Genomic DNA, 13,419 nt, shown 5'->3' on the forward strand with positions numbered 1-13,419 from the left:
CCTGTTCCACAAAGAGTTAATTTTATTGTGGGGTGGGCATCTTGCCCGCCCCCTTTCTTTCTTAGCAACAGGCAAGATGCCTGTTCCACAAAGAGTTAAATAGATTGCTGGTATTTTTCCAACAATTCTGGGATATAATCGTAGCCATCAACACCGATCGCCGGAATGATACTCGCTCGACTTTTCGCCAAAGACTGCTTAAAAGATTCAGCCCCCATTTGTCCGCGCAAAATTGTCAGCAAACCAGCCGATTGTCGCCATTCCATCGCCCCAATTTGCTCCAAAGTATACATCCCCAAACAGCCAGCAAAAATTGCTTGTTCTAGTTGATTCAGACTGTAATAAGCTTGAGCTAAATAAGCCAAATTGAGACCTTGGAGATATAAGTCGCCGGAAAATTGAGCCGCTTGCCAACCTTTGACCAAATACTCGATCGCACCGGCAGCATTTTCCAGAGCAATTTTAGCAATACCGAGGCTGCTGGAGCAAAAAGCTTGACTTTGGCGATCGCCCAATTTCTCCGACAGCAGCAAACCTTGCTCCAAATAACTAATAGCACTTTCGTAAACCTCCGGTTCCACCTCCTCCAACTGCCGCGCCTGGAACACCTCGCTGTAGCCCAAATTAGCCAGGGCGTTCGCCTCACCTTGCCGCTCTCCCGCCTGCCGTGCCATAATCAAAGCCCGCTGACTGTAATTAATCGCTTCCTGATAATTTTTTTGAGCCACATAATTGCGGCTAATGTGATTGAGATTGGCGACTTCACAGGCTTTATCTCCTTCCATCCGGGCAATTTCCAGGGATTGCTTGTGCAGTAAGATCGATCGCTCGTAGGCCCCAGCCGCCTGCATCGAATAACCCAAAAGCGTCAAAATTCGAGCCTTCGCTTGAGTACCTTCAACACGCCGCAGCGGTTCATCTAAATAATCCAAAGTATGCCGCAAAGCTTTACCATCAAACGAAGCAAAAATCCCGCCGTAAAGCGGAAAGTATTCCCGCTGAGAAAAAGTGCGTAAAATTTGCAAAGTTACTTGAAAACAAGCATTTGCCAACTGTTCGCCGCTCTTAGTAGAATTATTAAATCCACTAGCTAGCTGACTCCAAATTACAGAAAAAGTAATGTAAGTAGAAATCGAAGCTTTTGTGGACACTTTGGAATCGTAAACTTGCTTGTCGAACCATGTTACCAAAGCCCGTTGCAAACACTGCAAAATTATCGCCAATTCCAGCAACGTACCTAATTCTACATTAGACTGCTTGGCTGCAAATTCAACGATAGAATCACCCCTGGCAATAGTCTGTAAAAGAGCGTTAGCAAAGGCACTATTAACTTTTTTTGACCAAAAAGCCCAAGGCCCATTTTGTTCGGGACTGCCGGCGAATCCTAGCTGCTGTGGCTGATAAATCCAGCCGACGAGTTCCGGTTCCAAGCGCTGCCAAGATTCTAAACCTTTAGCAATCCCGGCTGTGATTTGCAGCAAATCTCGTTCGGTTTCGGGATTGGTAGTTTGCAGCATTTGTTGGTGCACAGATTTTGACAATTGCTGCAATTGATCGAGAGTCAGCGGATGTTCTTTATTGGGATCAATTATTTGCAATATTGCCAGGAGGCGGCCGTTAGATTCGGCGGCAAGGATTTGTTGGATGGAAGATGCGATTTCGCGATCGACGCGGTTATCCTTCTGCCAACGTTCCCATTCTCCTTGGATAGTTTTTAGCGCTCTGAGGCTGCGATTTGCCTTGGCTTGTTTGATTTCGTCCTTTTCATTTCTGAGCAGGTTATCGGTGGCATCGAGGCGTTCGCCAAAACAGCGTTCAAAGATTTCGCCCGTGCCGGTGCCAATGTCTTGCACCAACATTTGATATACTTGTTCTTTAGAGCGAATTTGACCTTTGAGGGTGATTTCGACAATTTTATCGATCAGTGCTAGGTAGCGATCGCGCAATGAAGTAGATTCTGGCATAAGTTATTTTTAGTTAATAAATTTTTATTGACACGGCGCGCCGTATTGCAGGCTGCTACTTAATTTTACAGATCATCTGGATTAATGCCCATGTCTCGGAGGCGATCGGCCAATCGATTTGCTCGCTGTCTTTCAGATTCAGCGCGTTGACTTTCTAATTTAGCCCGCTGACTTTCAGATTCAGCGCGTTGACTTTCAGATTCAGCCCGCTGACTTTCAAATTCGGCGCGTTGACTTTCAGATTCAGCGCGTTGTCTTTCTAATTCAGCCCGTTGTCTTTCAAATTCTTCTGGAGTCAGAACCCAATCGCCACTAGCATCGTACCAGCGCAGCCACAACCTCGAAAAACCTTGATAATTACCTTCCCACAAACCAATACCTAACTCCAATTCCGGTATCCAGAATCGCGAATCAGTTAAAACTTGTTCGCAGTAACGATTATCAATCAATTGAAATACTCTCAGTTGATTAGTGTAGCGACTAAAAACAAAGTAGTAAGGAATCTGCAAAATCTCTTCATAAACTCGCCACTTAGTAGGCGGTTTATTTCGGACTTCTGGTGTGATTCCCAAATCTTCATCTTCAGTTCCAGGTGACAGCAGTTCCACTACTACTAGAGGACTAATATTTTCTTGCCACATCACGTAGCTGAGGCGCAAATCCTCACCTCGATAAAATCTAGAAGCGCCCAAGACAACGAACCAATCGGGTCTTTTATACCAATTGAGATGATTGGAATCGTAGTATAGATTGAGGTCTGTCGCTATAAAGATTTGGTCTAGCGGATGGTTGCGGGGGCGGCAGGTTTGACGCAGCAGTTCGGGTTGATAGTCATGAAATTCGTCAGGCAAACCGGGCTCCTCCGGGTCTTCACTAGGTAGATCGTACATCGTAGGGAGCAGTTTTGTTTGGTAAGGCTGCGAATCCGGTACGTACATCGTCATAAAATTACCCGGGCGAGACGGCTTAAGGAGATTGAGGCGGTACGGTAATTAAGACATTATAGCGGTTTTCGATTTCTTTGGGTAGAAAGTCAGTATCCTTTGCACCGGAAATCTTGGCCAAATAACAATCACGAACTGCTAACATAAAACCTTTAATTGCCTCTGGCGCATTCTGAAAGTCGGCATCTATTAGAAAATCGCGCCACTTATTTTCATTGTCATCATAAGTCTCTACTAAATGCAGGCCTGCTAAATACTCGGCTACGGGGTCAAGTACAAAGCGGACATTCTCTTGGCTGGGAAGATTCGTTTGGATGAGGTGGAGTTTTTCTTCGAGATAGTTGAGGCGTTGCTCTGCATTTTGTGAATTTAAAATTGATAGCGCATTGATGGCATCTTTAATCTTCGTGCTAGCGGGTCGATAAGTTAGTTTCAAGCATTCCCAAGCCAGCAATTGAGCATCTTCGTACATGGTACGATTTGTCAATTTATGCTCTGCTACATCCCGGTTGAGTTCCTTCAGGTACGCCAGCATCAAATCTGGTATATTTTGAGGTAGTTTTTCATCTTTTATTCCTTCCATTTTAGCGATTAACACATCTGCGTACAGTTTGGCAAACAATACAGTTGTACTTCTTCCTTGAATTCTGATTTCTTCTAAAAGTTTAGCCAAATCGCCGCAGACATAATGAAATTGCGAACCGTTGAAAAGATTCAGTTTACCTAGCTTTTCCAAGTATTTTTCCATAAAAGCTGATAGCTCAGAACCTTCTATTCGCAACGGGTGAATCGTTGTTTTGGGGACGTTAGGCATTGTTGAATCTAGTCGCGAAGTCACAACCAAAGCATTGACGGGGAAATCGGGAGAATTAGGGTTAATTTCCTTTTGAGTTGTTTCTGCCATTTCGGAAAAATGGTCTACAATTACCAGGATACGGCGCTGTTGCAGCAAGTGTTGCAGCAGTTCTTGAGCAATGGGGGTAGGATGGTTGCTGATAGATTTTAGCTGACCGCTTATGGCTTCCAAGAACGGATGTTTGGCTGCGAGAAATTCACTTTCTAGTTGTTCGATCAGAATTGGAATCATCAGGTGTTTGCAGAGGCGTTTGCTTTTATCTGCTTCCATTGCCCAATCTGCAATTTGACAAGCGATGCTAGTTTTGCCGATGCCGCCTTCACCCCAAATGAGCAGACAGATTCGCTTTTTGGTGAAAATTGATTGCAAATCTTCGCCCCTGAGTTCAGGTACTTTTTTGTCATCTAATTCAAAAGCAACTGGGATGTAAGTAGCGCGGCTTTTGACTGTCTTGTTATTGGAAAATTGTTCGCGTACTGTTTTGATATGGGCCCAAACCCAGGCATCTAGGACTCTGGGACGGTAAAGAAAAAAACTGAAAAAGGTAAGGTCGCGAATTCGCACCGGAGCACCGCCCAATGTTTCAGGTAGTTTGAATTCGTAGGGTTTGAGTGCGTTGTTGATTCGCAGCAGCCATAAGGGACGCAGCCGCAGGATTGCCAACCAAAGGGAAGGGAAGAAGATTAAGTAAATTATTGTTGCTGCTACCCATTGATTCTGGCTAATTAATTTGAATAACTTGGCGTTTTGTTCGGCTTTGAGAACATTGATGTATACGCGGAGATTTGCGATCGTCGTTCGTGAGAAATTAGCTTTAGGTTCTGCCACAAGTTTCAAGGCTGATTCTAAGTTTGATACAGCCTGATTTAACTCCTGTGAAGTTAGCGTCTTTGCTTTTTCTTGAAGGCTAAGAGCAATACTCACCAAGGCAGAGGCTGCACTACTACGCACATTTGAATCGGAGTCTTTAAGCAGGGAAACTAGCTGTGGTACAACTGTTTTAGCTTCTGCACCGATACTCCCCAAAGCAGAGGCTACACTCTGACGCACATTTGGATCGGAGTCTTTAAGTAGGAGAACTAGCTGCGGCACAGCAGTTTTCGCTTCTGCAATACTCACCAAAGCATTGGCTGCACTCTTACGCACATCTGATGAATCCGAGTCTTGAAGCAGAAGAATTAGCTGCGGCACGGCAGTTTTCGCTTCTGCACCAATCTTCCCCAAAGCAGAGGCTGCACTGCTACACACACCTTCATCGGAGTCTTGGAGCAAGGAAACTAGCTGTGGCACGGCAGTTTTCGCTTCTGCACCGATGTTCCCCAAAGCAGAGGCTGCACTGCTACGCACACCTGCATCGGAGTCTTGGAGCAAGGGAATTAGCTGCGACTACGCACACCTGCATCGGAGTCTTGGAGCAAGGGAATTAGCTGCGACACAACCGTTTTAACTTTTGATAACTCTGAAGAATTCCAGTAAGATCTGCTAACTTTTTTTAGTAAAGCAGCAGCGCGACGACGTAACTCTACATCTGAATTTGTCAACGCTTTAACTAAGGCAGGAATAACAGGGCGACCACTTTGTCTTAGAACCTCGGTCGCACTCTGGCGGACTTGCAAATTCTCATCCTGCAATGCCTCAATCAAAGCAGGTATGGCTGGTTCACCTATTTCGCCTAACTCGCTAATAGCTGTATCAAGTTCCCTTTCATCGTTACTCTTTAACTTCTTGATTAATGAGTTAATCTCTTGAGAACTAGCCTTGGATGCGATCGGGTTTTCAGCCGAAGCATTGCGAGTCAACAGCAAAGGCGATGTGAAAGATAGAAACGAGAGGGCAATTACGGCAACTAATCTTTGTCGGTAGTGCTTCGTCATGGGCCAGAATCCTTGTATTTGATGAGCAGTCTCAGCCATTTGAATAATAATTGTATCTACATTCTCATCAAATTGGTTTCCAGAGTTCGGGCGATCTAAATTTGTGCTTGTCAGTGGTGAAATAGATCGCCCTAAATTCTGCTTAAAAAGGGAGACTTGAAGAACATTCCGGTTCCCTGCTTCAAAAACAATTTTTTATGTGTAACTCTTGCTGGGAATTTGAATATATGAATCCGGCATTTCATTCTCCTGGTGAATAGCAAAGAAACGGCGCTCAATTTCTTTGAGAACTGCTGCATCATAATAAATCATGCCACAATCTAGACAAATCTCAACAGGCGTATTAGGAACTAGCAAGTATTTACCTTGATGACTATACAGGTAATTGATTTTACGTTCCTCATAGCGGTTGCTACCACAGGTATTGCATCGAATTTCTCGCATGGGTCTATATTTTTATTTGCTAGTTTCCACCAATAGCGGTTCGATACGCTCGTGACTAATCAGCCGATGAGCATAAACTAGACAAGCCTGAATATCTTCTCTTTCTAACCAGGAATAGCCTTCGAGAATCGTTTCAGGAGTGTCGCCAGCCGCTAACATTCCTAGAATGTGCTCAACCGCAAGACGGCGACCCCGAATAATCGGTTTTCCGTTAAATATTTGGGAATTTACTGTGATTCGTTCTAAGAGTTTTTGAGCATCCATAATTTGAGGCATAATTAGATATCTTATATTCTATCATTTGTTTATGATTTCCGAACCACTTACTCTCTCAAAAAGCACTCCCGTCTTAGCAGCCCAAGGATTGAGTCGGCGCTTTGGCGGTTTAGTCGCTATAAACGACGTATCTTTCACAGTTCAAAAACACGAGATTTTTGGATTGATCGGCCCTAACGGGGCTGGCAAGACCACCCTATTTAATGTAATGACTGGACTGATACCTGCTTCTAGTGGCAATCTGATTTATCAAAACGAAAATATTTCCCAATTGAAGCCTTATCAAATTGCCAATAAAGGTATTGCCAGAACTTTTCAAAATATCCGATTGTTTGGGGAACTTTCTGTTAGTGAAAATGTCGCGATCGCCCGACACATCCACAGCCGATCGCAAAATCCGGTATTATCGCTACTATCGGGGATTTTCGGCTTACCAGAATCTAACGCAATGGAGCGCAAAACCCAGCGGAAAGCCTTAGAATTGTTGGATTTGGTCGGTTTGGGCGATCGCGCGCAGGAACAAGCCAAAAACCTGCCCTACGGCGATCAGAGGCGTTTGGAAATTGCTCGCGCCTTAGCCCTAGAACCGCAAATCTTGCTGCTAGATGAACCAGCGGCGGGGATGAATCCGACGGAAAAGCACAAGTTAAGTGATTTCATCCGGGAAGTGCGGGAACAATTCAATTTGACTGTAATATTGATCGAGCATCACGTACCGCTGGTGATGGGATTGTGCGATCGCATTGCTGTGTTGCATTTCGGTCAGTTAATTGCCTTGGGAGAACCTGCTATTGTGAGGAATGATCCGGCTGTAATTGAGGCTTATTTGGGAGATGAAAAATAGATTGTTCCTTGGGTGGGGGCGGGTTTATGAGATTATCGATTTCAGTCGATTATGGTTGGCGAGCCCGCCCCTAAAGGTATCATGTAAATTAAAATTAATATTAATGGCTGCAATCAATAGGTTTTTACCCAAATCTTGTACGGGCGGGTTAACCAATAATAACTGCCTAAAACTAACAATCTCATAAACCCGCCCGCCCCAACGACAAATATCAAAATCAGATTCACAATAAATGCACGAAACCCCACCAGAAACAACCCAAAATATCCTGTTAGAACTGAAAAACCTCTGTGTAAATTACGGAGGAATTCAAGCCCTGCAAAATATCAATTTAACCATAAATGCGGGCGAAGTTGTCAGTCTCATCGGTGCTAACGGTGCGGGGAAAAGTACGACATTGAGAGCAATTTCTAAAATAGTTAATTTGCGGGAAGGACAAATCATCTACAGCGGGCGCGATATTAGTCGCCGCCAAGCTCACGAAGTGGTAAAATTGGGAATCGCCCACAGTCCAGAAGGGCGAAGGGTTTTGGCGCAGCAGACGGTGTTAACTAACTTGGAATTAGGGGCTTATGTGCGATCGGACTTCGCAGCCATCAAAACCGATTTAAGCCGCCAATTCGAGATATTTCCGCGCTTGGCAGAAAGGCGGACTCAACTGGCAGGAACCCTTAGCGGCGGGGAACAGCAAATGCTGGCGATCGCCCGCGCGCTCATGAGCCGCCCGAAACTGCTATTATTGGACGAACCCAGTTTAGGCTTAGCACCTGCGATCGTCAAAGAAATTTTCGGAATCATTCAAAACCTACGCTCTACGGGCGTTACAATCTTGTTAGTGGAACAAAACGCGAATTTAGCACTCCAAATTGCCGATCGGGCTTACGTACTAGAAGCTGGTAACATTACCATCACAGGCATAGCATCAGATTTACTCAACAACGAACAAGTAAAGAAAGCATACTTAGGTTAATTCCGACATTTTTGGGTTCGTAGTGAGGACTTCAGTCCTCTTCATGAATCCCAAAAATCAGAGGACTCAAGTCCTCACTACAAACTTAACTACAAACTTATTATAGAGGATAAATTAATGCACAAAATAGCAGCTACGCCCGGAGGTTGGAACCCTCAAGCAGAAGGAGTAATTTTTATACAGCAAACCCCAGCACCAATCGTATTTATTAGTGCTGCTGACACTGACATTCAAACACTCGCGGCCGCCGCATCCAAAATGCCACCCGAATTCCCGAAAGTGCGGGCCGTAAATCTGCTTCAGTTGCAGCAACAATTAACCATTGACACCTACGCCGAGGAAATTTTAGAACGCGCAGAGGTAATAATTTTAAGGCTGTTAGGCGGGCGTTCTTATTGGTCTTACGGATTAGAAGTTCTGCGGGAAACGGTGCAGAAAACTAATGCGGTATTGATTGTGATGCCCGGTGAAGATAGTCCAGATCCGGATTTAATTAGTCATTCTAATGTATCGCTGTCCGCAGTCAATCAACTGTGGCGCTATTTCACAGAAGGCGGAGTCCAGAATTTTGTTAATGCACTCAAGTTTACGGCTGACACTTGTTTGAAAACTGCTTATAATCCGCCTCTTCCTCAAACAGTTTCTCGGGTGGGAATTTATGATTGGGGAGGAAATACAACGGCTGGTTTGGGAATTTTACTACCAGATTCCGATCCCCCTAAATCCCCCTTAAGAAGGGGGACTTTGAACCCAGATTCCGATCCCCCTAAATCGCCCTTAAAAACCGAAACTTTGACCACTTCTTGCCCCCCCCTTCTTAAGGGGGGCTGGGGGGGATCTCCGGGTTTACCAACCCTTGCTAAAGTCGGGATTTTATTTTATCGCGCTCATTACTTATCGGGAAATCTATCACCTATTGATGCACTTTGTCAAGCATTATATGACCGAAATTTAGTACCAGTTCCCGTCTTTGTGTCTTCGCTGCGAGAACCGGATTTGCAAGTGGAATTGGTGGAACATTTTAAACCCAAAGATTCCGAACCAATTCAATTACTCATTAATACAACAAGTTTTGCAGTCTCGGGTTTCAACAATCTCGAACCGGAACAAAATAGCTTTAAATCCTTAGATGTTCCTATCTTGCAAGCAATCTTCAGCGGCGGCGGTTTGGAACAGTGGGAAACTGAATTACAAGGACTTTCGCCGCGAGATGTGGCGATGAATGTGGCATTGCCAGAAGTAGATGGGAAAATTATTACTCGGGCTGTTTCTTTTAAAGCTGTACAAACTTGGAACAGTGAATTAGAAACAGATGTGGTAGGATATGTCGCAGCGGACGATCGCATTTCATTTGTAGCAGACTTAACGGCGAATTGGGTGAAGATGAAGCAAACCCCAGCCGCCAACAGACGCATCGCTATAATTCTCGCAAATTATCCCACTCGCAATGCCCGCTTAGCCAACGGCGTTGGCTTGGATACGCCCGCTAGCTGTGTCGAAATCCTCAAGGCTATGCAGGAAGCTGGTTATCAAGTTGAAAATATCCCCAGCAGCGGGAACGAGTTAATTGAAATGCTGATATCTGGCGTAACAAATGACCCGGAAGGACGGGAATTGCGCCCTGTAAATCAATATTTGGATTTGGCGGAATATCAAGAATATTTTGCAACTTTGCCGCAGCAAGTACAGGATGGAATTTGTAATAGATGGGGGTTAGCGACTGGGGAAAGAAGGACTGAAGTCCTTACTACGAACCTGGAAGGAAGGACTGAAGTCCTTACTACGAACCTGGAAGGAAGGACTGAAGTCCTTACTACGAACCTGGATACGAATCTGTTTCCGATTCCGGGGATTCAATTCGGAAATGTGTTTGTCGGGATTCAACCGTCGCGGGGATACGAAATCGATCCGGCGTTAAATTATCACGCGCCGGATTTGGAACCAACTCACAATTATCTTGCTTACTATTATTGGCTGCGCGAAAAGTTGGGAATTGATGCGATTATTCATGCGGGAAAACACGGGAATTTAGAATGGCTTCCCGGTAAAAGTGTGGCATTGTCTAATAAATGTTATCCCGAAATCGCATTAGGCGCGCTGCCGAATTTCTATCCGTTTATTGTCAACGATCCGGGGGAGGGTTCCCAGGCAAAAAGACGATCGCAAGCCGTGATTATCGACCACCTCACCCCGCCGATGACTCGCGCCGAACTTTACGGGCCTTTGCAGCAGTTGGAAGCCTTAATCGATGAATATTGCGAAGCCCAAAGCTTAGATCCGTCGAGATTACCGATGATTCGCGATCGCATTGTAGCCCTTACCAACCAGGAAAATCTAGATAAAGACCTAGGTATCCAACTCAATAAATCGGAGTTTACCGAGTTTATCACCCGCACCGACGGTTATCTTTGCGAACTCAAAGAGTCCCAAATCCGCGACGGATTGCATATTTTTGGTCAATGTCCCCAAGGTAGACAGTTGCGAGATTTGATAATTGCGATCGCCCGCCATCCTAGCACAAATCGTTCCGGCTTAACCCGCGCCCTCGCCAAAGACTTAAACCTAGACTTCGATCCCTTAACCACCGCAGGCGATTTAACCGCAGAATTAGAAGCAAAAGCTGCTGAATTAGTAGATGATTTAATCAAAAACATCCGCGTCGATCCGCGTTCATCTGCGGTTAAAATAGGAGAAGCAACCCAACAAGAATTAGATTGGATTTCCAACTATCTTTTACCTTCACTCCTCCAAACAAACCAAGAAATTACTAACCTGTTGCGCGGACTAGATGGACGACACATCCCCAGCGGTGCATCCGGCGCGCCCACCCGCGGCAGACCAGATGTATTACCCACAGGTCGCAATTTTTACTCCGTAGATATCCGCGCTATTCCCACAGAAACCGCCTGGAGAGTTGGCAGAGTTGCAGCCGAAACTTTAATCGAAAGATACACTCAAGAAAATGGTGAATATCCGAAAACTTTGGGTTTGTCTGTGTGGGGAACATCGACTATGCGGACAGGTGGAGACGACATCGCCGAAGCCTTAGCATTAATCGGAGTTCAACCAATTTGGGATGGGCCTTCGCGCCGGGTTGTAGATTTTGAAATCTTGCCTGTTGCTGTTTTGGGGCGACCGCGCGTTGATGTTACTTTGCGGATTTCTGGCTTTTTCCGCGATGCTTTTTTTAATTTAATTGATTTGTTTGACTCGGCTGTCAAAGCTGTGGCGGATTTAGATGAATCTGCGGAAGACAATCCTTTAGCAGCACAAGTTAAACAAGAGATTTTGGATTGGGAATCGGCTGGTTTGAGTCGGGAAGATGCGAAAGTGCGATCGCAATTTCGAGTCTTTGGTTCAAAACCGGGGGCTTATGGTGCGGGGCTTCAGGGAATAATTGAAGCTCAAAACTGGACAGACGACGGCGATCTAGCAAAAGCTTACATTAATTGGAGCAGTTACGCCTATACTTCCTCTAGTTCCTCAAATTTGCCTGGAGATGCAGCCGGAGTTCAACAAAGTGAATGGGGATGTTCGGCACCGGAAGCCTTTACACAGCGCCTCAGTCAAATGCAAATAGTTCTCCAAAATCAAGACAACCGCGAACACGATATCCTCGACTCCGACGATTATTATCAATTCCAAGGGGGAATGACTGCGGCAATTCGCAATTTGCAAGGGAAAAATCCTGAAACTTATTTCGGAGATAACTCGATTCCCGAAAATCCAAAAGTGCGACAACTCAAAGAAGAAATTGCGCGGGTTTATCGCAGCAGGGCGGTAAATCCGAAATGGATTGAAGGGGCGATGCGCCACGGTTATAAAGGTGCTTTTGAAATTGCCGCAACGGTGGATTTTTTGTTTGCTTACGATGCTACGGCGAATTGTGTTGAAGATTTTATGTATGAAGGAATTGCACAGGCTTACATTTTTGATGAAAAAGTTCAGGTATTTATTCAGGAAAATAATCCTTGGGCGCTGCGAGATATGGCGGAAAGATTGTTAGAAGCTCGCCAACGGGGGTTGTGGGAGAGTGCCAGTCAGGATATCCTTGATAAATTGCGATCGATCGCCCTGGAAGCCGAAGCAGTCATCGAATCCCACACAGAAATACGCAATTAACATCACCAGCCCACTTGCGGTAATATTTACTAATGTTTCGCGAACGGTGAAAGCTGTATGATTCGCCGCTACATTGCTACTCTGGGTACTAACATCTTAAAACGTACCTGCACCGCGATCGCTGCGATCGCCCTAACAACAGTCGGATGTTCGCCACCCAAGCCACCCAACACCGCAGCGACATCAAGCCCGATCGCATCATCCTCCGTCCTAACGCAGCCACCAACCTCTGTGTTAGCCAAAAACCCCAATAAACGCCAAAAATCCATCAGCGTTCCTTCCTGCGCCCAAAACGACCCATTTGGAGATTCAGTTAACTTTGCCACCAAGGCCGCCAATTTGGCTCAATCCGCCAATTCAAAACAAGAGTGGGACGAAGTAGCAGCCCAATGGGTGCAAGCGGTAGCCTGGATGCAAGCGGTTCCCCCCGGTAGTCCCAGGCGGGCGTTTGCTGAAAAAAAAGTCACCGAGTACATGAAAAATCTGCTTTATGCCCAACAGCAAGCGGGCGCAAGTCGATCGCAAGCCAGTACAGTCAGCTTCAGCAGCGATTTACTCGACGAACAGCTAGAACTATACCTATCCTACGTTGCAGCCGTCGGGCCGCCAGATGTTTTGATCGTCGGTAGTTCCCGGGCGTTGCAGGGCGTCGATCCCAAACAGCTAAAACAATCTTTGGCTGCTAACGGCACTCCGGGTTTAAAGGTATTTAACTTTGCAGTCAACGGCGCAACTGCCCAAGTTGTTGACTTTCAACTGCGACGGCTGTTGAAGCCCGATTATTTACCTCAAATGATTGTCTGGGCGGACGGTGTGCGCGCATTTAACAGCGGCCGGGACGATCGCACTTTTAATTCGATCCTAGATTCTGAAGGCAACCAGCTTTTAGCAGCAGGCGTTCGCCCCAAACTCCCGTCTGGTGAACCTAACGTGACGCCCCAGTGTTACCGATTCCCGCAGTCTTGTAACACCGATGGCGACGGGATTTTCCGCCGATCCCAGGCATCGGTCGATCGGGCTTTTAGCGGCGGGCAAGATGCCCACCCCACAGTCAAATTACTCAACAGTGGAACAGGCATCTTGCCTGTTGCTGACTGGGGCGGGCAAGATGCCCACCCCACAGTC

General features: G+C 45.9%; 9 protein-coding genes and 1 pseudogene. 4 read left to right on the plus strand and 6 right to left on the minus strand.

Annotated elements, in window-relative coordinates; genetic code table 11:
* Window positions 1–95 precede the first annotated feature (95 nt).
* From JGK20_RS30705 to JGK20_RS30730, 6 genes are all read right to left on the minus strand, one after another.
* On the minus strand, window positions 96–1,964 hold the full coding sequence (locus JGK20_RS30705) for a tetratricopeptide repeat protein (protein ID WP_293199358.1): 1,869 nt from the start codon (window positions 1,962–1,964) through the stop codon (window positions 96–98).
* A gap of 65 nt (window positions 1,965–2,029) precedes the next feature.
* Complete coding sequence (locus JGK20_RS30710) at window positions 2,030–2,908, minus strand: Uma2 family endonuclease (RefSeq protein ID WP_293199357.1); 879 nt, start codon at window positions 2,906–2,908, stop codon at window positions 2,030–2,032.
* A gap of 22 nt (window positions 2,909–2,930) precedes the next feature.
* Window positions 2,931–5,135, minus strand: coding sequence for a HEAT repeat domain-containing protein (locus JGK20_RS30715; RefSeq protein ID WP_293233299.1), 2,205 nt, complete (start codon window positions 5,133–5,135; stop codon window positions 2,931–2,933).
* Between the two features lie 5 nt (window positions 5,136–5,140).
* Complete coding sequence (locus JGK20_RS30720) at window positions 5,141–5,638, minus strand: HEAT repeat domain-containing protein (protein WP_293233301.1); 498 nt, start codon at window positions 5,636–5,638, stop codon at window positions 5,141–5,143.
* Window positions 5,639–5,833: 195 nt separating this feature from the next.
* Window positions 5,834–6,082: a type II toxin-antitoxin system MqsA family antitoxin gene (locus JGK20_RS30725; protein WP_293233303.1), complete on the minus strand. Its 249-nt coding sequence runs from the start codon at window positions 6,080–6,082 to the stop codon at window positions 5,834–5,836.
* A gap of 12 nt (window positions 6,083–6,094) precedes the next feature.
* Complete coding sequence (locus tag JGK20_RS30730) at window positions 6,095–6,358, minus strand: DUF433 domain-containing protein (RefSeq protein WP_293186643.1); 264 nt, start codon at window positions 6,356–6,358, stop codon at window positions 6,095–6,097.
* Window positions 6,359–6,389: 31 nt separating this feature from the next.
* On the opposite strand from JGK20_RS30730, the gene JGK20_RS30735 reads away from it, so the two are divergent.
* The 4 genes and pseudogenes from JGK20_RS30735 to JGK20_RS30750 form a co-directional block, all read left to right on the plus strand.
* On the plus strand, window positions 6,390–7,202 hold the full coding sequence (locus tag JGK20_RS30735) for an ABC transporter ATP-binding protein (protein ID WP_293233305.1): 813 nt from the start codon (window positions 6,390–6,392) through the stop codon (window positions 7,200–7,202).
* A gap of 232 nt (window positions 7,203–7,434) precedes the next feature.
* Window positions 7,435–8,172, plus strand: coding sequence for an ABC transporter ATP-binding protein (locus JGK20_RS30740; protein ID WP_293214269.1), 738 nt, complete (start codon window positions 7,435–7,437; stop codon window positions 8,170–8,172).
* Between the two features lie 117 nt (window positions 8,173–8,289).
* Window positions 8,290–12,294 carry a cobaltochelatase subunit CobN gene (cobN, locus tag JGK20_RS30745; RefSeq protein WP_293233307.1) on the plus strand — a complete coding sequence of 1,335 codons (4,005 nt, stop codon included), beginning with the start codon at window positions 8,290–8,292 and terminating at the stop codon, window positions 12,292–12,294.
* A 57-nt stretch (window positions 12,295–12,351) separates the two neighbouring features.
* Window positions 12,352–13,419 (plus strand): annotated as a pseudogene (locus JGK20_RS30750) (hypothetical protein); the annotation flags it as partial.

The organism is Microcoleus sp. PH2017_05_CCC_O_A, assembly GCF_020738785.1.
GTDB lineage: Bacteria > Cyanobacteriota > Cyanobacteriia > Cyanobacteriales > Microcoleaceae > Microcoleus.